The sequence below is a fragment of the Citrobacter amalonaticus genome (genome assembly GCF_002918555.1).
In the GTDB taxonomy this organism is placed as follows: domain Bacteria; phylum Pseudomonadota; class Gammaproteobacteria; order Enterobacterales; family Enterobacteriaceae; genus Citrobacter_C; species Citrobacter_C amalonaticus_A.
Window position 1 is genome coordinate 934,437 of record NZ_PQMB01000003.1, and the last position, 23,462, is coordinate 957,898.

The window sequence follows — 23,462 nt, forward strand, 5'->3', positions numbered from 1 at the left end:
TATGGGAAAGCTGATCTGGCTGATGGGAGCCTCCGGCTCCGGTAAGGACAGTTTGCTCACGGCGCTCCGCGAGCGGGATCAAACGCACCTGCTGATTGCGCACCGTTACATCACCCGTGCGGCCAACGCCGGGAATGAAAACCACATCGCCCTCAGCGAGCAGGAATTTTTTACCCGTGCCGGACAGAACCTGCTGGCGCTCAGCTGGCATGCCAACGGCTTTTACTACGGCGTGGGCGTGGAAATTGACCTCTGGCTGCACGCCGGTTTTGACGTGGTGGTCAACGGTTCACGCGCGCATCTCCCTCAGGCGCGGGCACGCTATGGCACGGCACTGTTACCGATCTGTCTACAGGTTTCCCCTGCCATTCTGCGCCAGCGCCTGGAGAAACGCGGGCGCGAGAGCGAAACAGACATCGCCGCCCGTCTCGAACGCGCGGCCCGCTATGCGCCGTTTGACTGCCACACGCTGAATAACGACGGGAGTTTGTGCCAGTCTGTTGATACTCTTTTAACACTGATAGGGCGTGCAGACTCTGCCATGCCTGAGAGCGATGCTGATGCGTTTTATCAGCCCTGCGAACGGTTACCAATCCAGGCCGGATAAGGCGTTTTTGCCGCCATCCGGCATAGACGCCGTATGATATTGCCCGATCCGAATTCGTCCGGGGAGTTGCTATGAGTTTGACTATCACGCTGACTGGTACGGGCGGCGCCCAGCAGGTACCGGTTTTTGGCTGCGACTGCATCGCCTGCCGCAGGGCGCGCCAGCAGGAGCGGTATCGACGCCGCCCGTGCAGCGGGGCGATCGAATTCAACAACGCAATAACACTGCTGGATGCGGGCCTGCACGATCTTACCGATCGCTGGGCCGCCGGATCGTTCCGGCAGTTTCTGCTCACCCATTATCATATGGATCACGTTCAGGGGCTGTTTCCACTGCGCTGGGGCGTGGGGGCGGCGATCCCGGTGTACGGCCCGCCGGATGAACAGGGTTGTGACGATCTGTTTAAGCACCCCGGTATTCTGGATTTCAGCCATACCGTTGAGCCGTTCGTGGCTTTTGATTTACAGGGATTACAGGTCACCCCCCTGCCGCTGAACCACTCAAAGCTGACGTTTGGTTACCTGTTAGAAACGGCGCATAGTCGCGTGGCCTGGCTCTCAGACACCGCCGGACTGCCTGACAAAACGCTAAAGTTCCTCCTCAACAATCAGCCACAGGCGACAATCATTGATTGTAGCCACGCCCCGCGTGACGAGCCGCCGCGTAATCATTGCGACTTAAACAGCGTCATCGCACTCAACGCAGTGATTCGCTCCCCGCGGGTGATCCTGACCCATATCAGCCATCAGTTCGACGTCTGGATGATGGATAACCCGCTGCCGGAGGGGATTGAAGCCGGGTATGACGGGATGGAAGTCAGGGTGGCGTAGCCCACTTCACCGCCGCTTCACTGATGCAAATATGGATCCCACACGGATCGTGCTGCCCGAAGAGATCGTGCCAGCAAAACCAGGGACAGGCGGTTAACGATCGTAATCCTCTTCCATTCTGCGCTCTTCATCCTCCAGCTGACGCCGTTCCTGATCGAGCTGGCGCTGACGATCGTCCAGCTGTCGTCGTCGGTCTTCAAACTGACGCCGCCTGTCGTCATACTGTCGGCGACGATCGTCGCTCATCTCCCGCTGCCAGCTCTCATCGCGAGAATCGTCATATTCCCGCCCGTTGTCAGGTTTCCAGGCGTCATTAATCGCCTGCTGAATATTGCCGACCGCGTCATCGATAATATCGGCATACGCCGGAACGTCGTCAGCGACAACAGACTGTATAAAAAGAGCGTGGAGTAGCGTTTCATAGTGCCAGCCTCAGAAAGAAACCCTCTCCACAGTAGTGACGGCCTGTTCAGACGAGTAGTGGATGAATCTCAATTCCTCCGCTGTTCTATCGTCATCATCACCTCTACGCGTTTTTGATGACGCCCTCCTTCAAATTCTGCATCGAGCCACGCATCCACGATCATTTTCGCCAGCTCCAGACCAACCACCCGCGAACCAAATGCCAGCACGTTGGTATCGTTGTGCTGACGTGAAAGCTGTGCCGAATAAGGTTCGCTACAGACAACGGCGCGGATCCCCGCAAACTTATTCGCCGTTATTGAAATCCCAACACCGGTACCGCATATCAGAATCCCCCCGTCGGCCTCCCCCGCAGCAACAGCCTGCGCCACTTCGCTGGCATAGTGTGGATAATCGGTGCGCTCCGGCGACCAGGTTCCTTTATCAATAACTGAAATACCACGCCGGGCTAAGTGAGCTAAAATATCCGGTTTGAGGATAAAACCGACATGATCACAGCCAAATGCAATCTTTTTCATTCTCGTTCCTGCGTTACGTCAAACTTCACGAATAAAAAACATTTGTGATTAAAATGCGTTAAAAAGAACAATTAATCGGCAAAATTCACCGTCACCACCTGTTCTACACGCTTACATCCCGTAGTTCAACAGCATTAAACGCGCTACGCATTCGCCCTGGCAGGCTTTGACAAAGCATGCAGATAACTTTAACCAACTGAGTTTAATCAATTTATACACATTATCGTCCTTTGTGACATTCTGAAAAATTCACAAAAACAAAAACTTTATAAATTTAAATATTTTGTGAAGTCATCAGCATCTTTTCTGTTCCTGGTGTGGTGATATAGTGACGTCTTCAATTCAAGGACAAGAGAACGTAATGAGTCAGTCAGAGTTTGATTCAGGGCTTCCAAACGGTATCGGGCTTGCGCCTTACCTGCGCATGAAGCAGGAAGGGATGACAGAGAACGAAAGCCGGATCGTGGAATGGTTACTCAAGCCGGGTCACCTCAGCAGCGCGCCCGCCATTAAAGATGTGGCGGAGGCGCTGGCGGTGTCTGAAGCCATGATTGTCAAAGTATCGAAGCTGCTGGGGTTCAGCGGATTTCGCAACTTGCGCAGCGCCCTGGAAGACTATTTTTCTCAGTCTGAGCAGGTGTTGCCAGCCGAACTGGCCTTTGATGAAGCGCCGCAGGACGTGGTGAATAAAGTATTTAACATTACTTTACGCACCATTATGGAAGGGCAGTCGATCGTGAATGTCGATGAGATCCACCGGGCCGCTCGCTTTTTCTTTCAGGCAAAGCAGCGCGATCTGTACGGCGCTGGCGGGTCGAACGCTATCTGCGCAGACGTGCAGCACAAGTTTTTACGCATCGGCGTACGCTGTCAGACCTACCCGGATGCGCACATCATGATGATGTCTGCATCGCTCTTAAAAGAGGGGGATGTGGTACTGGTGGTGACCCATTCCGGGCGTACGAGTGATGTGAAGTCCGCTGTCGAACTGGCAAAAAAGAATGGTGCAAAAATTATCTGCATCACTCACAGTTACCATTCACCCATTGCCAAACTGGCCGACTATATTATTTGCTCACCAGCACCAGAAACACCGTTATTAGGGCGCAACGCCTCAGCGCGTATATTACAGCTCACGCTGCTGGATGCTTTTTTTGTTTCCGTCGCCCAGCTTAATATTGAACAGGCTAATATTAATATGCAAAAAACTGGCGCAATTGTTGATTACTTTTCACCAGGCGCGCTGAAATAAGATGCTCGTCATACTTCAAGTCACAGAGGCGTTGGCTATGTTTGTTCGCCCCAGTCAAAGAGTACCGGGGACTTACTCACCTGCCACCTTTCTGTGACCTGAATTATTTAGAGCATTAATTATTAGCTCCTTTCAGAGGAGCAATACCCTGTACTCTAAATAATTCGAGTTGCGGGACAAAACGCGTAGTCGTTTTGAACAGCGCTTGCGCTGGCCCCGAAGGGCCGAGTAACAAAGCCAACGCACCTGCAACTTGAAGTATGACGAGTATATATACTGAGAATATTGCTATGAACAAATATCTGAAATACTTCAGTGGCGCGCTCATGGGCTTAATGTTATCAACCCATGCTTTTGCCGCCGCCGAATATGCCGTCGTATTAAAAACATTATCCAATCCTTTCTGGGTGGATATGAAAAAAGGTATTGAAGATGAGGCAAAAACGCTGGGCGTCAGCGTCGATATTTTTGCATCGCCTTCGGAAGGTGATTTTCAGTCTCAGCTACAGCTCTTCGAAGATCTGAGTAACAAGAATTACAAAGGGATCGCCTTTGCGCCATTGTCCTCGGTGAACCTGGTGATGCCCGTTGCCCGCGCGTGGAAGAAAGGCATTTACCTGGTCAATCTCGATGAAAAAATCGATATGGATAACCTGAAAAAAGCAGGAGGGAATGTTGAAGGTTTTGTCACTACCGATAACGTCGCCGTAGGGGCAAAAGGTGCAGCATTCATTATTGATAAATTGGGCGCACAAGGCGGTGAAGTGGCGATTATCGAGGGCAAAGCCGGTAACGCATCCGGCGAGGCGCGTCGTAACGGCGCAACCGAAGCCTTCAAAAAAGTCAGTCAGATCAAACTGGTTGCCAGCCAACCGGCAGACTGGGACCGCATAAAAGCCCTGGATGTCGCCACCAACGTGCTACAGCGTAATCCGAATATCAAAGCGATTTATTGCGCGAATGACACCATGGCCATGGGCGTTGCTCAGGCCGTGGCGAATGCCGGCCAAACAGGAAAAATACTGGTCGTAGGGACCGACGGCATTCCGGAAGCCCGCAAGATGGTGGAGAGCGGACAGATGACGGCAACGATTGCCCAGAACCCTGCGGATATCGGCGCGACAGGGCTTAAGCTGATGGTTGACGCCGCAAAATCTGGCAAGGTCATCCCGCTGGATAAAGCGCCCGGATTTACGTTAGTCGATTCAATCCTGGTCACTAAATAAGTCTGTAAGCTCTAAATCATTCGAGTGGCGGGACAAAACGCGTAATCGTTTTGAACAGCGCTTGCGCTGGCCCCGCAGGGGCGAGGCCCAGGGATGGGCCAGGTAACAAAGCCAACGCACCTGCAACCTGAAGTATGACGGGAATAAAAGAGGTTATTTATGGTCACGCCATATATATCGATGGCGGGGATCGGCAAATCCTTTGGTCCGGTTCACGCATTAAAATCGGTTGATTTAACGGTTCACCCTTACGAAATACATGCGTTATTAGGCGAGAATGGTGCCGGTAAATCAACGCTGATGAAAGTTTTGTCGGGAATACATGAACCGACCAAAGGCACCATTACTATCAATAATGTGACGTATGACAAGCTGGACCATAAATTAGCGGCACAGCTCGGCATCGGGATTATTTATCAGGAACTCAGCGTGATTGATGAATTAACGGTGCTGGAGAATTTATATATTGGTCGCCATCTGACGAAAAAAGTCTGTGGCGTCAATATTATCGACTGGCGAGAAATGCGCGTACGGGGCGCCATGATGCTGCTGCGCGTAGGCTTAAAAGTCGATTTAGACGAAAAAGTGGCGAATTTATCCATCAGCCATAAGCAGATGCTGGAAATTGCCAAAACCTTAATGCTCGATGCCAAAGCGATCATTATGGATGAGCCCACCTCTTCACTCACGAATAAAGAGGTGGACTATCTGTTTCTGATTATGAATCAGCTGCGCAAAGAGGGCACTGCCATTGTCTACATCTCGCATAAGCTGGCGGAAATTCGCCGCATCTGCGATCGCTATACGGTGATGAAAGACGGGAGCAGCGTTTGCAGCGGCATGGTGAGCGATGTGTCAAACGACGATATCGTCCGTCTGATGGTTGGCCGCGAGCTGCAAAGCCGCTTTAACGCCATGAAAGAGAGCACCGGCAATATCGAACGCGATACGGTATTTGAGGTGAAAAACGTCACCAGCCATGACAGGAAAAAGGTCCGCGACATCTCCTTTAGCGTTAGTCGGGGAGAAATTTTAGGCTTCGCCGGGCTGGTCGGTTCCGGGCGCACGGAGCTGATGGATTGTCTGTTTGGGGTCGATAAACGTGCTGGCGGTGAGATCCGCCTGAACGGTAAAACCATCTCCCCTCGCTCACCGCTGGACGCAGTGAAAAAAGGGATGGCCTACATCACCGAAAGCCGCCGGGATAACGGCTTTTTCCCCAACTTTTCGATCCAGCAGAATATGGCCATCAGCCGCAGCCTGAAGAACGGCGGCTATAAGGGGGCGATGGGCCTGTTCCATGAAGGTGACGAGCAGCGAACCGCCGAAGCCCAGCGCGAGCTGCTGGCGCTGAAGTGCCACTCGGTTAACCAGAACATCACCGAACTTTCCGGTGGAAATCAGCAGAAGGTGCTGATCTCCAAATGGCTGTGCTGTCACCCGGAGGTCATTATTTTCGATGAGCCTACCCGCGGTATCGACGTCGGCGCAAAAGCCGAAATCTATAAAGTGATGCGCCAGCTGGCGGACGACGAAAAAGTCATCCTGATGGTGTCATCTGAGCTTCCTGAAATTATCGCCGTCTGCGACCGCATCGCCGTGTTCTGCGAAGGACGACTGACGCAAATCCTGACCAATCGCGATGACATGAGCGAAGAGGAGATTATGGCATGGGCTTTACCACAAGAGTAAAAGGCGAAGCGAACGAGAAGAAGCCGTTCAACTTTGCTCTGTTCTGGGATAAATATGGCACCTTCTTTATCCTGGCGATCATCGTCGCCATCTTCGGCTCGCTGTCGTCAGAATATTTTCTGACGACCAACAACATCACCCAGATTTTTGTTCAAAGCTCCGTGACGGTGCTGATCGGCATGGGGGAATTTTTCGCCATTCTGGTCGCCGGTATTGACCTCTCCGTCGGAGCGATTCTGGCGCTTTCCGGCATGGTGACCGCAAAGCTGATGCTGGCAGGCGTCGATCCATTCCTTGCGGCGCTGATCGGCGGCGTGCTGGTCGGCGGCGCATTGGGGGCAATTAACGGCTGTCTGGTGAACTGGACCGGCCTGCACCCGTTTATTATCACCCTGGGCACTAATGCGATTTTCCGCGGGATCACGCTGGTGATTTCTGACGCCAACTCGGTGTACGGGTTCTCATTCGACTTCGTGAACTTCTTCGCCGCCAGCGTGGCAGGCATACCGGTCCCCGTCATCTTCTCGCTGATTGTGGCGATCATCCTCTGGTTTCTCACTACCCGTATGCGGCTTGGGCGCAACATCTACGCGTTGGGCGGCAACAAAAACTCGGCGTTCTATTCCGGGATTGACGTGAAGTTTCACATCCTGGTGGTGTTTATCATCTCCGGCATCTGCGCGGGGCTGGCAGGCGTGGTTTCCACCGCGCGACTCGGCGCCGCAGAGCCGCTTGCCGGAATGGGCTTTGAAACCTACGCCATCGCCAGCGCCATCATTGGCGGCACCAGCTTCTTTGGCGGCAAGGGACGCATCTTCTCGGTGGTGATTGGCGGCCTGATTATCGGCACCATCAATAACGGCCTGAATATTCTGCAGGTACAAACCTACTACCAGCTGGTGGTGATGGGCGGATTAATTATCGCGGCTGTCGCTCTTGACCGACTTATCAGTAAGTAAGGAACTGAACATGAAAATATCTCCCTCATTAATGTGTATGGATCTGCTGAAGTTTAAAGAACAGATCGAATTTATCGACCGCCATGCAGATTACTTTCACATCGACATTATGGACGGCCACTTTGTGCCGAACCTGACGCTGTCACCCTTTTTTGTCAGCCAGGTCAAGAAACTGGCGAGTAAACCGCTTGATTGCCATCTGATGGTGACCCGTCCCCAGGATTACATTGGTCAACTGGCCCGCGCTGGCGCGGATTTCATTACGCTACATCCGGAAACCATCAACGGCCAGGCATTCCGCCTGATTGAGGAAATCCGCGGTCACAACATGAAGGTGGGGCTGATCCTCAACCCGGAAACGCCGGTGGAAACGATGAAATACTATATCCACAAAGCCGATAAAATTACCGTCATGACCGTCGATCCCGGCTTTGCCGGTCAGCCGTTCATTCCGGAGATGCTGGATAAGATTGCCGAACTGAAGGCGTGGCGCGAATGTGAAGGGCTACAGTATGAGATCGAAGTGGATGGCTCATGCAATCAGACCACTTACAAAAAAATGATGGCGGCGGGGGCGGATGTCTTTATCGTCGGCACCTCCGGGCTGTTTAACCATGCGGAGAATATCGACGATGCGTGGAAGGTGATGGCGGCACAGATCCTGACGGCGAAAAACGAGGTACAGCCTCATGCAAAAACAGCGTAACGTCGTGGCGGGTGTGGATATGGGAGCAACGCATATCCGTTTTTGCCTGCAGACAACTGCGGGCGAAACCCTGCACTGTGAGAAAAAGCGCACCGCAGAAGCGATCGCCTCCGGCCTGGTCGCAGGTATCACCAGGATGATCGACGAACAGCTGAAAAACCTTGAAGTGCGCTGCGGCGGCCTGGTGATGGGTTTTCCTGCACTGGTCGGTAAAGACAAACGTACCATTATTTCTACCCCCAACCTGCCATTAACGCCGCAGGATCTGGAGGGGCTCGCCGCCAGGCTGGAAGAGGCACTGGGCTGCCCGGTAGAGTTCTCGCGCGACGTGAACCTGCAACTGTCGTTTGACGTGATGGAAAACGGTCTCACGCAGCAGCAGGTACTGGCCGCCTATCTCGGCACCGGTATGGGCTTTGCGGTGTGGATGAATGGCGCTCCCTGGACAGGTGCGCACGGCGTAGCCGGTGAACTGGGACACATCCCGCAGGGTGACATGACACAGCGTTGCGCATGCGGCAATCCGGGCTGTCTGGAAACGGTCTGTTCCGGGCTGGCGTTAAAACGCTGGTATGAGCAACAGCCTCGTGATTTTGCGCTGGGAGAACTGTTTGTCCATGCGAGCGAGGCACTTTTCGTCCAGGAGCTGCTGGAAAGCGCCGCCCGGGCAATTGCCACCAGCATCAACCTGTTCGATCCCGACGCCGTGATCCTGGGCGGCGGCGTGATGGATATGCCTGCCTTCCCACGCGAAACGCTGATTGCGATGACTCAGCAATACCTGCGCCGTCCGCTACCGTATGAGGCCGTGCGTTTTATTCCCGCCTCGTCCTCCGCGTTTAATGGCGCTCAGGGCGCGGCTCAGCTTGCACGCTCTCGTTTTGCGTAACGCTTCAATCGCCTCTTTATGCAGGGCTCTGCCCTGTTTATCTTTCGCACCTGCCCTCTGTCACGCTTTATGTATTCGTCACGTCAAATATGACGACAGCCTGTTTTTCGTCAGAGTTTTGACCAAAAATCGCCCGTAATATCAGGGTAAGCCCACAATAAAAACATGGCATAAAAGATGCATACTAAGAGTGACAGCGCGTATGCGCGATTTGATTAACTGGAGCGAGACCGATGAAAAAAGTCATCACGGTTTGCCCGTATTGCGCATCAGGTTGCAAAATCAACCTGGTGGTCGATAACGGCAAAATCGTCCGGGCAGAGGCGGCGCAGGGGAAAACCAATCAGGGTACTCTGTGTCTGAAGGGCTACTATGGCTGGGATTTTATTAACGATACCCAGATCCTGACCCCTCGCCTGAAAACCCCCATGATCCGTCGCCAGCGTGGCGGCAAACTGGAATCCGTTTCCTGGGATGAAGCGCTGAATTACGTCGCCGATCGCCTGAGTGCTATCAAAGAGAAGTACGGTCCGGACGCCATCCAGACCACCGGATCTTCTCGCGGTACCGGGAATGAAACCAACTATGTAATGCAAAAATTTGCGCGCGCCGTTATTGGTACCAATAACGTTGACTGCTGCGCTCGCGTCTGACACGGCCCATCGGTTGCAGGTCTGCACCAGTCGGTCGGTAACGGCGCAATGAGTAATGCGATTAACGAAATTGATAACACCGATTTAGTGTTTATTTTCGGGTACAACCCGGCGGATTCGCACCCCATCGTGGCGAATCACGTGATCAACGCTAAACGTAACGGGGCGAAAATTATCGTCTGCGATCCGCGCAAAATTGAAACCGCGCGCATTGCCGACATGCACATCGCGTTGAAAAACGGCTCGAATATCGCGCTGTTGAATGCGTTTGGCCATGTCATTATTGAAGAAAATCTGTACGACCAGGCGTTTGTCGCCTCCCGGACAGAAGGCTTTGAAGAGTACCGTAAGATTGTCGAAGGCTATACGCCGGAGTCTGTAGAAGAGATAACCGGCGTAAGCGCGCACGACATTCGCCAGGCTGCACGGATGTACGCAGGGGCGAAAAGCGCGGCGATCCTGTGGGGTATGGGCGTAACCCAGTTCTATCAGGGCGTCGAAACCGTACGCTCACTGACCAGCCTCGCGATGCTGACCGGCAATCTTGGCAAGCCGAGCGTGGGCGTTAACCCGGTTCGTGGTCAGAACAACGTTCAGGGCGCGTGTGACATGGGCGCGCTGCCGGATACTTATCCGGGCTATCAATATGTGAAAGATCCGGCTAACCGCGAGAAATTCGCCAAAGCCTGGGGCGTGGAAAGTCTGCCTGCGCATACCGGCTATCGCATCAGCGAACTGCCGCACCGTGCGGCGCATGGCGAGGTTCGTGCGGCATACATCATGGGTGAAGATCCGCTGCAAACCGATGCGGAGCTTTCCGCTGTGCGCAAAGGCTTTGAGGATCTGGAGCTGGTCATCGTGCAGGACATCTTTATGACCAAAACCGCGTCGGCGGCGGATGTTATCTTACCGTCAACGTCGTGGGGTGAACATGAAGGGGTCTTTACCGCCGCTGACCGTGGCTTCCAGCGCTTCTTTAAAGCCGTTGAGCCGAAGTGGGATCTGAAAACGGACTGGCAGATCATCAGTGAAATCGCCACCCGTATGGGCTATCCGATGCACTACAACAACACCCAGGAAATTTGGGATGAGCTGCGTCATCTGTGCCCGGATTTCTACGGTGCGACTTACGAGAAGATGGGCGAACTGGGCTACATCCAGTGGCCTTGCCGCGATACGTCGGATGCCGATCAGGGGACTTCGTACCTCTTTAAAGAGAAGTTCGATACCCCGAACGGCCTCGCGCAGTTCTTCACCTGCGACTGGGTCGCGCCGATCGACAAACTCACCGAAGAGTACCCTATGGTACTGTCTACGGTGCGTGAAGTCGGCCACTACTCCTGTCGCTCGATGACCGGTAACTGTGCAGCGCTGGCGGCACTGGCGGATGAGCCAGGCTATGCGCAAATCAACACCGCCGACGCCGCGCGTCTGGGCATTGAAGATGAGGCGCTGATATGGGTTAACTCGCGTAAAGGCAAAATCATCACCCGTGCGCAGGTCAGCGAACGTCCGAACAAAGGGGCGATTTATATGACCTACCAGTGGTGGATTGGCGCCTGTAACGAACTGGTGACCGAGAACTTAAGCCCGATTACCAAAACGCCAGAGTACAAGTACTGCGCCGTGCGCGTCGAGCCGATTGCCGATCAGCGGGCCGCCGAACAGTATGTGATTGATGAGTACAACAAGCTGAAAACCCGCCTGCGCGAAACCGCAATGGGGTGATCTGCTTTCATTTCCGTCCTGCAACAGCCTCCACCCGGAGGCTGTTTTTTTATCCATTCGATCTCTTTATACTGTCAATTCCGTACCCTAAATAAAACTCAAAATGAAACAATTAATTGCATTGATGTTCTTTATGACATTCTTTGCCCATGCCAGTGATACTGAGCCGGGGAGCCAGTATCTACAGGCAGCAGAGGCAGGTGACCGACGCGCACAGTATTTTCTTGCCGATACCTGGTTTAGCTCCGGCAATTTGAGTAAAGCTGAGTATTGGGCGCAAAAAGCCGCAGACAGCGGTGATGCCGACGCCTGCGCGCTGCTGGCGCAAATCAAAATTACGAACCCGGTGAGTCTGGATTACCCACAAGCCAAAACCCTGGCGGAAAAAGCCGCCAAAGCGGGCAGTAAGGCGGGCGAAATTACCCTGGCACGAATTCTGGTAAACACACAGGCCGGTAAACCAGACTATCTACAAGCCATCACGCTTTTACAAAACGCCTCGGAGAATCTGGAAAATGATTCTGCCGTAGACGCCCAGATGCTGCTCGGGCTGATTTACGCCAACGGCGTCGGGATCCCGGCTGATGATGATAAAGCGACCTGGTATTTCAAACGTAGCTCCGCTATCTCCCGTACCGGTTATTCAGAGTTCTGGGCGGGCATGATGTTCCTGAACGGGGAGCAGGGTTTTATTGAGAAGAACAAACAGAAGGCGCTGCACTGGTTGAATCTGAGCTGTATTGAAGGGTTCGATACCGGCTGCGAAGAATTTGAAAAGCTGACCAATGGCTGATGCCAACCGTTTAAGCGTTAACGGAGAGTTTTTAACAATGGCAAAGGGTTCCGTTCACCGTATCTTCATTGTTTCTCTGAAACCCTCATTCCCGTGAACGGGCAAGGGAGGCTCGCCGTGCACTTAACCCGTTCACAGGAGCAGGAATGTCAGAAAGGCGTAATACATGACGTGAACGGAATAATTAACCGAATCCGGCATATTGAGTCTGCGTCACACAGGGCTTTGCGGCTAATCAATCCAGGTAACCCGCATTAGACCAATGGCTGATGTTGATTGCCGGATGACGGTGTAAACACCGAATCCGGCATCAACAATTACTGGGCGGTCTTGTCAAATTTACCCAGGACTTCGCGCTCATAGGCCAGCGCTTTCTTGCGGTCAAACTTGTGTTCCCACTTGGCGATAACCAGCACCGCCAGCGCATTTCCCACCACGTTCAGCGCAGTACGCGCCATGTCGAGGATACGGTCGACACCGGCGATAAACGCCAGACCTTCCAGCGGGATCCCGACGCTGCCAAGGGTTGCCAGCAGCACGACAAAGGAGACGCCAGGCACGCCGGCAATCCCTTTTGAGGTGACCATCAGCGTCAGCACCAGTACGATTTCCTGCCATAGCGACAGGTCGATGCCATACAGCTGTGCGATAAAGATGGCCGCAATACTCTGATACAGCGTGGAGCCATCGAGGTTAAAAGAGTAACCGGTCGGTACCACGAAGCTGGTGATAGAAGCCGGTGCTCCGTAGGCTTCCATCTTCTCGATAATACGCGGCAGCACACTTTCAGAGCTGGCGGTCGAATACGCCAGAATCAGCTCGTCTTTCAGGATACGGATCAGGATCCAGATACTCAGGCCACAGATGCGCGCCACAATGCCCAGCACCACCAGCGCGAAGAACAGGATCGCGAAGTGAACCAACAGCACCAGCTTCGCCAGCGGCCACAGCGAGGCAAAACCGAAGTTGGCCACGGTAACCGCAATCAGTGCGAAAACCCCTACCGGCGCGTAGCGCATCACCATGTGCGTCACTTTAAACATGGTTTCGGAGACAGAACGGAACACGGTAACCAGCGGCTCGCGGTGGCTCACAGGCAAAGATGAAAGCCCCAGACCGAACAATACCGAGAAGAAAATGATCGGCAGCATGTCGCCTTTCGCCATCGACGCAACAACGTTGGTCGGAACCAGCGACAGAATTGTGCCCATCAGGCCATGCGCATGGCTTTGCACTTCCGCCGTTGTGTTCTGGTATTTCGAAATATCCACGGTCGCCAGCTGCGACATATCAATCCCGGAACCCGGTTGAAACACGTTCGCCAGCGTAATGCCCAGGATAATGGCGACGGTCGTGATCACTTCGAAATAGAGAATGGTTTTGGCACCGATTCGCCCCAGCTGCTTCGCATCCCCCACCCCGGCAATACCGACGATCAGCGTGGAGATAACAATCGGGACAACAATCATTTTGATCAGATGGATAAAGATATCGCCTGCCGGCGAAAGCAGATTCATCACCAGCCACTCGCGGCTGTCACTGTGATAATGCAGGTAGCTTCCCAGCAGAATGCCCAGCACCATCGCCAGCAGGATCTGCCATGCGAGGCTGATTTTTAGATTTTTCATAAAAACAGACTTCCTCAATGGAACACCACTCGATATACACATACGTAAGAGTGGTTACATACTGAAAGGGTATGAATTGTGTTGCGTTCGTTTTAGAGTTTTTTAACGCGCATAATCTGTACCATTTGCATGGTGTCTTGCGCAACCCTTTAAGAACAGGGCTTTTCGCTGATTTAATGCATAATAACGCGGGTTTATAGCGATCATCATGAATAACTATTTGTTATGAAAAGATTTTTACATTAACAATTTTGAATAATATCCGTCTGGAATTATTTTGCCTTTATTGTTCATTTGCTTTTTTTTTAAACAGTAAAAACGGCATAAATGACAATAAAACAAAATTATTACTGCCGATTCTGCAACAACTTCGCCATATTGATGGAGTCAATTAATTGCGCGCGATTGACCCTCGGCGAGTTCAAATCCAGAACTTTTTGCCACTGTAATACCGCCTGGGCGTAGTCAGCCTGCATAAACGCATCAGAAGCCAGCAGCATCAGCGCGGTGACCTCCGTGGCATCCAGCGCCAGCGCCTTATCAATCATCTCGCGGGCTGGCGGCGTCATGTGCTGTCCGGCCTGGTAGTACATCACCGTTGCCAGCGCTGAACAGAGTTCAGCGTTTTCACCGCGTAAACGTAGCGCCTGACGATACGCCAGCAGCGAATTATCATAGGCGTTACGCCAGAGGTAATATTCGCCAAGCAGCGCCCACTGCTCGCTGTCCTGCGGGTTAGCTCGAATTTTGCTTTGCAGCGCAAGGAGTTGCGCTTCGGGCGTCTGCTGTTCGGCAAAATCATGCAGCGGATCGGCCAGACGTCGCTGTTCGCTACGCACCGCCTGCCATTTGGGGGTTAGCAGATAACCACCAACACAAACCATCAGCAGGGCAAATGCCGCCAGCAACAGCCTCTTTCGCGGCAGCGGACGTAAGGATACGCCTGCCACCTCCGGTTGCGCCAGGTCGCGTTGTAATTCACGCAGCAAATGTTCCGCTTCGGGAGTAGCCTGCGACTGACGCTGGCTGTGACGCAGTAGCTGTACGCTTATCTGATGCAGGCTCATTGAGAGCTCTCCTCTGTGCGCTGACGTCGGTTAACCCGCCAGAGCACGATGCCCACCAGCAACAGCAGCAGGCACGGCAGTCCCCACAGCAACAGCGTTTGTCCGGTCAACGGCGGGTTATAGCGGACAAAATCACCATAACGGTCGGTCATCCAGGCGGTGATTTCCGCTTCATCTTTTCCCTCAGCCACCATCGAATAGACCTGATGGCGCATACTGACGGCTACCGGCGCGTTCGATTCCAGCAAGTTTTGATTCTGGCACTGCGGGCAGCGCAGCTGGCTGGCGATAAACAGCGCTTTTTCCTGCTGTTGCGGACTTTCAAAGGCCCAGGTATCCACAACCTGGGCATGGCTGGCAAAAGGCAGACAGATCAGAAACGCCAGTAACAACATAAATTTGCCGGATGACGGCATCAACCCCTTACCCGGCCTGCGAAGTGCATTACCATCAGGCAGCAATTCAGAAACATTACGCATCGCGTCTCCTCCCTCGCCAGGCGCTCAGCAATGCGCCAAAGACCATCAGCAGCCCGCCGCCCCAGATCCAGCGCACGCCGGTCTGTACATACAGGCGGATGGCATAGCGATCCTGTCCGGTTTTTTCACCCATCACCGCATACCAGTCGTGGAGCAGGTTCCAGCGGATCCCCGGTTCCATCATTTGCTGACGACGCGCCGCGTAGAAACGTCTTTCAGGATGCAGGCTGCCGATCCTCTTATCATCCTGCCACAGCGTAATCAGCGCCTTCTCGGTGGTGTAGTTCCCTTTAGCCTGGAGATCGAGACGCTCAAAACGGAAGGTATAGCCTGCCAGTTCGACCTGCTGCCCCGGACTCAGGTTGAGGCTTATCTCCTGTCGACTGCCGCTGGAGAAGATGATCCCCATCGCAACGATCAGCACGCCGGTGTGCGCCAGCAGCGCCGGGAGCTGGCGGCGCAGAGCATCGAGCGGCTGGAACCAGAGACGCAGCATCACCGCCGCCACCAGCCCACAGGCCAGCGCCTCTGCCACACCAGGCGACCAACACAGTGCAATAACCAGCAGCCCGATAGCAAAAGGCCACACCCGACGGCGCAGAGAAACATCCGGCGAACGTTTCCAGAAGCCACCCGCCGCAATCCCCATCACCACCAGCATTAACAGCGCAAACGGCAGCGTCGCACGATTAAAATAGGGAGCACCGACGGAAATCCGCCCCCAGCCCAGCAGACCATAAATCATCGGGTAGAGCGTGCCAGTCAATACAATCAACAGGACTGCACTAAACAGCAGCAGCGCCGCCAGAATCATCATCTCGCGCGACCAGCCGCCGAAACGTGCGGCCTGATGGCCGTCCCGCGCCCGCCAGCCGTACAGACCAAGCGAAGCCAGACTCAGCACAGCAAAGAGCGCAAACAGCGGAACGGCACGTACATTATCCAGCGCAAAAGCGTGCACTGAGACCAGAATGCCGGAACGAACAATCAGCGTGCCAAGCAGAGAGAGGATCAGCGTGATAATCGCCAGCAGCAGCGACCAGTGCCGGAAAATCCCGCGCTGGCGCGAGGCATACAGGCTGTGCAGCAGCGCGCTGGCGGAAAGCCAGGGTAATAAAGAGGCGTTTTCCACCGGATCCCAGAACCACCAGCCTCCCCAGCCCAGCTCGCAATACGCCCACCAGGAGCCGAGAATGATACCAAGCGTCAGGGCGCACCAGCCGGGCAGCGCCCAGCGCCAGCACACCCAGGCCGTTGCCGCGCTAAAGCCGCCGTGCAGCAGTGAGGCTAACGCCACCCCAGCCGCCACCATCAGACCGCCATAACCCAGGTAGAGCAGTGGCGGATGAAGAATTAACCCGAGATGTTGCAGCATCGGATTGAGGTCGCGACCTTCAATCGCGGGCGGGAAGATCCGCACAAACGGATCGGACCACACCACCACAAACAGCAGCAGCAGTGCGGTCATCAAAGAGAGAACGCTGAGCGTCAGGGGGAACAAGGCATCAGACTCATGCCGATAGCGCCAGGCAAACAGCGCTCCCCAGCCGGAAAGAAACAGCACCCACAGCAGGAGCGAACCTTCATGGCCCCCCCACACCGCCGCCAGCTTTAGCGCCCAGGGCAACAGGCTGTAGCTGTGCTGAGCGACGTAAACCACCGAGAAGTCGCTGATCAGAAAGCAGAACGCCAGAATGGAAAAAGCGAGCAGCAGCAGGGCAAATTGCGCCAGCATACCCACCGTCGCCAGCCGCATCACGCCCTGCCAGCGCTGACGTACACCTGTCAGCGTGGCAAGCGGGGTCAACAAATTGACCCCAAGGCTTAATAACAGAGCCAGAAATCCGGCTTCAGGAAGTAAGACGTCCAGATATCACCTTACGCAACGGTTAACTGCCCCGCATACAGAATAAAGAAGCGCAGCAACAGAACCCCGGTGAGGCTGGCGCCGCATACCGCCAGTACGCCGTGGAACGTCGAACCGCGGTTCGCCCAGGGCTTCAGCAGCATTGGCACAATCAGTCCCAGTCCCGCCACGCCGATCCAGAACCACCAGGTCCAGAATCCGCCGCCCAGTGCCGCCGCCAGCGCGCGCATTTTGCCGTCATCGCCCAGCGCCAGACCGACGAAAAACGCCGCCAGCAGGAAGATCTCCAGCCACACTACCGGCGTTTCCATGCGATGGATAAAATGCGCCTCGGTGCTGTGCGGATTGCTACGATGACGTAACGCCATCGCGATCAGCGCAACCGCCGCCCCGGACGAGATCCCGGAGAACAGGAACAGCACCGGCAGGATGGGGTTATTGAGGAACGGATAAGATTTCAGCGCCGAAAGCAGGAAACCGGTGTACGCCCCAAGCAGCACCGCCAGTACCAGCATCAGCGTCTCAAGTGCGCGGTGGAACGGCGTCAGCCACATGAGCACCTTCTGAACCAGCCCCAGGCGCGGTAACCAACGCTGCTGCAGGGCAATGACCTCTTTTTCAAAGATTTTTGCCAGCCACAGAATCAGCACCACCATATAAAGCTGGAACAACATAACCCCCATCGACATCACCGAGGTAAAGCTGTAGTGGAACATCAGCTTCCAGAAGGTCCACGGGCGCGTGAGGTGGAACACCAGAATCAGCAGGCCGAGAATAATCGCCCCCGGCCCGACGACCAGCGTCGTGCGCAGCAGCGTACTGTCCGCCCCGCCCGCCTGCGGATGGAAACGACGCAGCAGAATCGCAAGCGTAACCAGTCCGGCAGAAATACCTATCAGAAACAGGTAAATAGCAATGGGCCAGTCCCATACCAGAGATTCAAAATGGAATGCAGAAGCGTTTGTCATTGGCTCACCTCCCCGTATTTAAAGGGAACGCGCCAGACCTTCGGTTTGGTACCCAGCGCCAGCTTGTAACGGTAGGTGGGTTTCTGCTGCAACAGACGCGAGATCTCGCTGTTGGGATCGTCCAGGTTGCCAAACGTCAGCGCCTTTGTCGGACAGGATTCGACGCAGGCGGGCAGTTTGCCCTCTTTCAGATTCGTCTTCCGGCAGAAATCGCACTTATCCGCGGTTTTCGTGACCGGATGGATAAAGCGCACGCGATAGGGACAGGCGGCAATGCAGTACTGGCAGCCGACGCAGAGATCCGGGTTCACATCCACAATACCGTTGGCGGCATCGCGGAATGAGGCCCCGGTCGGGCAGACGTCAACGCAGGGCGCATGGTCACAGTGCTGGCACGATTTGCGAAAAAAGTGATATTTCACATCAGGAAATTCACCCTGCGGCTCGCTGCGAATAATTGTCAGCCGGGATACGCCTTCCGGCACCTTATTCACTTCCCGGCAGGCATCCATACACGCGGTACAGCCGATGCATAAGGATTCATCATGCACCATGCCATAACGCACCCCGTTGATATTCAACGTTTTCGCCACCACACGTCCTGCCGTCCCGCTGACCGCCACCAGCGCGCCGACGCGGGTGATAAACTGGCGACGAGAGCAACTCATGGATGCTCCTTAAGCAACGGAACGGACGCCGGATTAAAGTTCGGGTTGTTGCGCTGGTCGCTATGGCAATCGACGCAAATCTTGATCCGTCCTTTATCGCTTAACGTCTGCATCGTGTCTTGCTTCGGATGCAGCGAGTGACAGCTGGCGCACGCTACTTTAGTGACGTGGACATCGTGCGGCCAGAACGCTTTTTGCAACTGCTCGGGCAGGTGACAGGACATACAGACGCTGTTTTGCTGCTCCACGTTGTACATCGGCTCGTTAAAGCGCATCACATCTTTCACCCCTTCGCGGTGTTGAGGCGACGGCTGGCCGTGACAGTTGGTACAGGTAACCGGCAGTTTATTGTTCGGATTGATGACGGAAGCATGCTTACCGTGCATCCCTTCCGTATCCGGCTTGTGACAGTCCTGACAAGCAGCATCCGGACTCCGCTGTTGGGTAACCGTCCAGCGTTGTTCAGACTCCTGCGGCGTTGGCGTGGCGGTAATCCCGCTCAGGCTCCAGAACAGACCTGACGCCAGCACCCCAGCAGTTAATAACGAACGTAATACGCTCATATTCACTCCGTTGAGTTATCCGCCCCTGACGGGGCGGCATGGGGTTATTGGCTTAACAGACCGTTTTTACGCGCCTGATCTTCCCACTGCGGAATCACTGTCTTGATGAATTCCTGCTTCTCAGCGTTAATTTGCTGCACGTTCAGACCAATCGCCGCCTGAGCTTTCTCTTTGGTCGAGATATCCGGCAGTGGGATTTCGTGGGTGATGCCTTTGGTCGCCAGCAGACGCACCAGTTTAGTCCGGGCATCAGCCGCTTTATCCATCGCGCTGCCCAGCATCCGCAGCCCCTCTTCCGGAGCGTGCATATGAATGCCGTGAGAGGCAATTGACAGATCCCATCGCCATTGCGCATGGCGAATATCGTCCAGAATCGGCTTCATTTCCGCTTCCGTCGCGCCCGCATCCCATGCGGCTTTCGCTTCGAAGTGGGCATGAACCAGCTGATCTTCCACCTTGATTTTCAGGTCATGGATCGACTGTTTGCGCTCGGCAACCACTTTTTGCAAAGACGCTTTATCCTGGGTGTGGCAGTTAGCACAGGTCTGGGAGAAGCTATCAAACGGGTTGCCAATCTTGTGGTCGGTGTAGAGTTTGCCTTCCGCGTTCTGCACTTTCGGCATGTGGCAGTCGATACAGGTGACGTTGTTCTTGCCGTGAATACCGGCGCTCCAGGTTTCATACTCCGGGTGCTGCGCTTTTAACATCGGAGCTTTCGACAGGGAGTTGGTCCAGTCAGAGAATGCGATGGTGTCGTAATATTTCTCCATATTCTCGACCTTCATGCCCTCATCCCACGGGAATTTAACGGCTTTGTTTTTACCGTCAAAGTAGTATTCCACGTGGCACTGACCGCAGACCATGGACTGCTGATCGAAACGGCTGGCCTTATCGAACGGTTTACCGATCGCTTCCATCGCACGTTCAGCATAAGGACGCGACAACGTCAGCTCTGGCTTGCCTTTGGCGAAATCTGGCGAGGCGGTGTTATGACAATCGCCACAGCCCAGGTTGTTGACGATTTCCGGGCCGCCACGCGCCCATTTGCCGTGGAAGTAGCCATCTTCACCGTCTTTCTGGATCAGACGCGCGACGTCCGGGCTTTTGCAGCTCCAGCAAGCCATTGGCAGCGGGCCATCTTCCGCATTTTTAGGCGCGCCGGTACGCAAGGTTTCACGCACATCGGTGACCGCATAAGCATGACCACGCGGTTTGTTGTAATCGCGAGAGAACGGGTATCCGGCCCACAGAATCACCAGTCGCGGATCTTCTGCCAGCGCATCTTCACGTGCGGACTGCTCCGACGTGGCTTTCCAGGAGAGATATTGATCGGGATGTTGAGGGGCGAAGACTTCATTCTTCGCTTCAACGGTTACGGTTGTTGCGGGTGCGGTCGTCTGCTCAGCGTAAACAGTGGAAATAAATAAAAAAGGCATTAACAGGCTGAAGAAACGACGTGCGCTTATTTTTGTCCTTGCCATAGGGTTTTCATCCAGATTACACCATTGTTTCAATGGCGGTTCTTTTGTTGTATTGGCATAACAGCAACCGCACGAGTGCCGTTATGACATTGCTCCTCCTTATGTGTAACAAATAACCACATTCAAAATGTTGTCTTTAATCAATTGTAAGTGTATGTAAAATACCACTTTAGAGTTAGTTACCCCCCTAATCCCCTCCCCAAACCGCTGTTTTCCGATCGGGATCACCTTTCTTGCGAAGTACGTATAACTGCATGTTACAGAAAGGTTTAAACAATTTTTGTTGGTGTCCTTCAAAAATCAGTTTGTTGTTTATTTGCACAACTCCTCTATTGCGTGATCTGCCGCGCAAATACTAAACAAAACTAACAAAGCCCCTATATTTAACGTTTATGCGACATATTATTAACATCTTACAAGGAGAACAAAAGCCATGAGCCAAATACACAAACACGCCATTCCCGCCAACATTGCGGACCGTTGCCTGATAAATCCGGAGCAGTATGCGGCAAAGTATCAACAATCTGTTAACGACCCGAATACCTTCTGGGGCGAACAGGGAAAAATTCTCGACTGGATCAAACCGTATCAGAAGGTGAAGAACACCTCCTTTGCACCCGGTAATGTCTCTATTAAATGGTACGAAGACGGCACGCTGAACCTGGCGGCAAACTGTCTCGATCGTCACCTGCAGGAAAACGGCGATCGCACCGCCATCATCTGGGAAGGCGACGACGCCTCGCAGAGCAAACACATTACGTATCGCGAACTGCATCGCGATGTCTGTCGTTTCGCCAACACCTTGCTGGATCTGGGGATTAAAAAAGGCGACGTGGTCGCCATTTACATGCCAATGGTGCCGGAAGCCGCGGTTGCCATGCTGGCCTGCGCCCGCATTGGCGCCGTGCATTCCGTGATCTTCGGTGGTTTCTCGCCGGAAGCGGTCGCCGGACGCATTATCGACTCCAGCTCACGTCTGGTGATCACCGCCGACGAGGGCGTACGCGCCGGGCGCAGCATCCCGCTGAAGAAAAATGTCGATGACGCGCTGAAAAATCCAAACGTGAAGAGCGTTGAGCATGTGGTCGTGCTGAAGCATACGGGTGGAAAAATTGACTGGCAGGAAGGTCGCGACCTGTGGTGGAGCGATCTGATTGACGCGGCCAGCGATCGGCACCAGCCAGTGGAAATGAACGCAGAAGATCCGTTGTTTATCCTCTATACCTCCGGTTCCACCGGCAAACCGAAGGGTGTGCTACACACCACCGGGGGTTATCTGGTTTATGCCGCGACCACCTTTAAGTATGTCTTTGACTACCATCAGGGCGATATTTACTGGTGTACCGCCGACGTCGGTTGGGTCACCGGACACAGCTACCTGCTGTATGGCCCGCTGGCCTGCGGCGCAACCACGCTGATGTTTGAAGGCGTGCCTAACTGGCCGACACCCGCGCGTATGGCGCAGGTGGTGGATAAGCATCAGGTGAATATTCTTTACACTGCCCCGACCGCCATCCGCGCGCTGATGGCGGAAGGCGACAAGGCTATCGCGGGAACCGATCGTTCTTCGCTGCGCATCCTGGGTTCCGTGGGCGAGCCTATCAACCCGGAAGCATGGGAATGGTACTGGAAGAAAATCGGCAACGAAAAATGCCCGGTGGTTGATACCTGGTGGCAGACCGAGACGGGGGGCTTCATGATCACCCCACTGCCTGGTGCGATCGAGCTGAAAGCGGGTTCTGCAACGCGCCCGTTCTTCGGCGTGCAGCCTGCGCTGGTGGATAACGAAGGCAATCCTCAGGAAGGCGCAACGGAAGGTAACCTGGTCATTACCGACTCCTGGCCGGGCCAGGCGCGCACCCTGTTTGGCGATCACGAACGCTTTGAGCAAACCTACTTTTCTACCTTCAAGAATATGTACTTCAGCGGCGACGGCGCGCGTCGTGACGAAGATGGCTATTACTGGATCACCGGTCGTGTGGATGACGTACTGAACGTCTCCGGTCACCGTCTGGGTACCGCAGAAATTGAATCCGCGCTGGTGGCACATCCAAAGATTGCCGAAGCCGCCGTGGTCGGGATCCCACACAACATCAAGGGCCAGGCCATTTACGCCTACGTCACGCTGAACCATGGTGAAGAGCCGTCACCTGAGCTGTACGCCGAAGTGCGCAACTGGGTACGTAAAGAAATTGGTCCGCTGGCGACGCCAGATGTGCTGCACTGGACCGACTCACTGCCAAAAACCCGTTCCGGCAAAATTATGCGCCGTATTTTGCGCAAGATTGCGGCGGGCGATACCAGCAATCTGGGCGACACCTCAACCCTCGCCGATCCTGGCGTGGTAGAGAAACTGCTCGAAGAGAAGCAGGCCATCGCCATGCCTTCATAACCATAACCGTGAAATGCCCGATGGCGCGCTGCGTATCGGGCCTACAAATCCTACCCCTACCCCTCCCCTGACC

At 54.3% G+C, this 23,462-nt stretch carries 18 protein-coding genes and 2 pseudogenes; 11 read left to right on the plus strand and 9 right to left on the minus strand.

Annotated elements, in window-relative coordinates; genetic code table 11:
- The first annotated feature begins 1 nt into the window (after position 1).
- A complete protein-coding gene (phnN, locus tag C3432_RS17200) occupies positions 2–607 on the plus strand; it encodes a ribose 1,5-bisphosphokinase (protein WP_103777751.1) in 606 nt (201 codons plus the stop codon).
- Positions 608–678: 71 nt separating this feature from the next.
- Positions 679–1,437, plus strand: a complete 759-nt coding sequence (gene phnP, locus C3432_RS17205; RefSeq protein ID WP_103777752.1) for a phosphonate metabolism protein PhnP — start codon at positions 679–681, stop codon at positions 1,435–1,437.
- A gap of 93 nt (positions 1,438–1,530) precedes the next feature.
- Here phnP and yjdP read toward each other — a convergent pair.
- Both yjdP and rpiB read right to left on the minus strand, forming a co-directional pair.
- Positions 1,531–1,859: pseudogene (gene yjdP, locus C3432_RS17210) on the minus strand (DDRRRQL repeat protein YjdP).
- Positions 1,860–1,928: 69 nt separating this feature from the next.
- The gene (gene rpiB / locus C3432_RS17215) at positions 1,929–2,378 is read right to left on the minus strand and encodes a bifunctional allose-6-phosphate isomerase/ribose-5-phosphate isomerase RpiB (protein WP_103777753.1); all 450 of its coding nucleotides are present in this window, start codon (positions 2,376–2,378) and stop codon (positions 1,929–1,931) included.
- A 361-nt stretch (positions 2,379–2,739) separates the two neighbouring features.
- Between rpiB and C3432_RS17220 the strand changes: the two genes are divergently transcribed.
- The 8 genes from C3432_RS17220 (at position 2,740) to yjcO (ending at position 12,276) form a co-directional block, all read left to right on the plus strand.
- Positions 2,740–3,630 carry a MurR/RpiR family transcriptional regulator gene (locus tag C3432_RS17220; protein WP_103777754.1) on the plus strand — a complete coding sequence of 297 codons (891 nt, stop codon included), beginning with the start codon at positions 2,740–2,742 and terminating at the stop codon, positions 3,628–3,630.
- A gap of 290 nt (positions 3,631–3,920) precedes the next feature.
- On the plus strand, positions 3,921–4,856 hold the full coding sequence (gene alsB / locus C3432_RS17225) for a D-allose transporter substrate-binding protein (RefSeq protein WP_103777755.1): 936 nt from the start codon (positions 3,921–3,923) through the stop codon (positions 4,854–4,856).
- A gap of 159 nt (positions 4,857–5,015) precedes the next feature.
- A complete protein-coding gene (gene alsA / locus C3432_RS17230) occupies positions 5,016–6,548 on the plus strand; it encodes a D-allose ABC transporter ATP-binding protein AlsA (RefSeq protein WP_103777756.1) in 1,533 nt (510 codons plus the stop codon).
- On the plus strand, positions 6,527–7,507 hold the full coding sequence (gene alsC, locus C3432_RS17235) for a D-allose ABC transporter permease (RefSeq protein ID WP_103777757.1): 981 nt from the start codon (positions 6,527–6,529) through the stop codon (positions 7,505–7,507). Before alsA ends, alsC begins: the two co-directional genes overlap by 22 nt.
- A gap of 10 nt (positions 7,508–7,517) precedes the next feature.
- Positions 7,518–8,213: a D-allulose 6-phosphate 3-epimerase gene (gene alsE, locus C3432_RS17240; protein WP_103777758.1), complete on the plus strand. Its 696-nt coding sequence runs from the start codon at positions 7,518–7,520 to the stop codon at positions 8,211–8,213.
- The gene (gene alsK, locus C3432_RS17245) at positions 8,197–9,102 is read left to right on the plus strand and encodes an allose kinase (RefSeq protein ID WP_103777759.1); all 906 of its coding nucleotides are present in this window, start codon (positions 8,197–8,199) and stop codon (positions 9,100–9,102) included. Before alsE ends, alsK begins: the two co-directional genes overlap by 17 nt.
- Before the next feature lie 233 nt (positions 9,103–9,335).
- The gene (gene fdhF, locus C3432_RS17250; protein ID WP_103777760.1) at positions 9,336–11,483 is read left to right on the plus strand and encodes a formate dehydrogenase subunit alpha; all 2,148 of its coding nucleotides are present in this window, start codon (positions 9,336–9,338) and stop codon (positions 11,481–11,483) included.
- Positions 11,484–11,586: 103 nt separating this feature from the next.
- On the plus strand, positions 11,587–12,276 hold the full coding sequence (yjcO, locus tag C3432_RS17255) for a Sel1 family TPR-like repeat protein YjcO (protein WP_103777761.1): 690 nt from the start codon (positions 11,587–11,589) through the stop codon (positions 12,274–12,276).
- A gap of 317 nt (positions 12,277–12,593) precedes the next feature.
- Here the strand turns inward: yjcO and gltP are convergent, their stop codons facing one another.
- The 7 genes and pseudogenes from gltP to nrfA all read right to left on the minus strand — a co-directional run bounded on the left by gltP (position 12,594) and on the right by nrfA (position 20,997).
- Positions 12,594–13,904, minus strand: coding sequence for a glutamate/aspartate:proton symporter GltP (gene gltP, locus C3432_RS17260; RefSeq protein WP_103777762.1), 1,311 nt, complete (start codon positions 13,902–13,904; stop codon positions 12,594–12,596).
- 347 nt (positions 13,905–14,251) lie between these two features.
- Positions 14,252–14,971 (minus strand): heme lyase NrfEFG subunit NrfG, encoded by a 720-nt coding sequence (gene nrfG / locus C3432_RS17265; RefSeq protein ID WP_374755473.1) that lies wholly within the window; start codon positions 14,969–14,971, stop codon positions 14,252–14,254.
- Positions 14,968–17,320 (minus strand): annotated as a pseudogene (gene nrfF, locus C3432_RS17275) (heme lyase NrfEFG subunit NrfF). Before nrfF ends, nrfG begins: the two are co-directional and overlap by 4 nt.
- Positions 17,321–17,328: 8 nt before the next feature.
- Complete coding sequence (gene nrfD, locus C3432_RS17280) at positions 17,329–18,285, minus strand: cytochrome c nitrite reductase subunit NrfD (RefSeq protein WP_103777765.1); 957 nt, start codon at positions 18,283–18,285, stop codon at positions 17,329–17,331.
- Complete coding sequence (gene nrfC / locus C3432_RS17285; RefSeq protein WP_103777766.1) at positions 18,282–18,953, minus strand: cytochrome c nitrite reductase Fe-S protein; 672 nt, start codon at positions 18,951–18,953, stop codon at positions 18,282–18,284. Before nrfC ends, nrfD begins: the two co-directional genes overlap by 4 nt.
- Complete coding sequence (nrfB, locus tag C3432_RS17290; RefSeq protein WP_103777767.1) at positions 18,950–19,516, minus strand: cytochrome c nitrite reductase pentaheme subunit; 567 nt, start codon at positions 19,514–19,516, stop codon at positions 18,950–18,952. The genes nrfC and nrfB overlap by 4 nt, the downstream gene beginning before the upstream one ends.
- Before the next feature lie 44 nt (positions 19,517–19,560).
- Positions 19,561–20,997 (minus strand): ammonia-forming nitrite reductase cytochrome c552 subunit, encoded by a 1,437-nt coding sequence (nrfA, locus tag C3432_RS17295; RefSeq protein ID WP_103777768.1) that lies wholly within the window; start codon positions 20,995–20,997, stop codon positions 19,561–19,563.
- A 433-nt stretch (positions 20,998–21,430) separates the two neighbouring features.
- Here nrfA and acs point away from each other — a divergent pair, with 433 nt between their 5' ends.
- Entirely contained in the window at positions 21,431–23,389 is a 1,959-nt protein-coding gene (gene acs, locus C3432_RS17305; protein ID WP_103777770.1) for an acetate--CoA ligase, read from the plus strand.
- Positions 23,390–23,462: the final 73 nt, after the last annotated feature.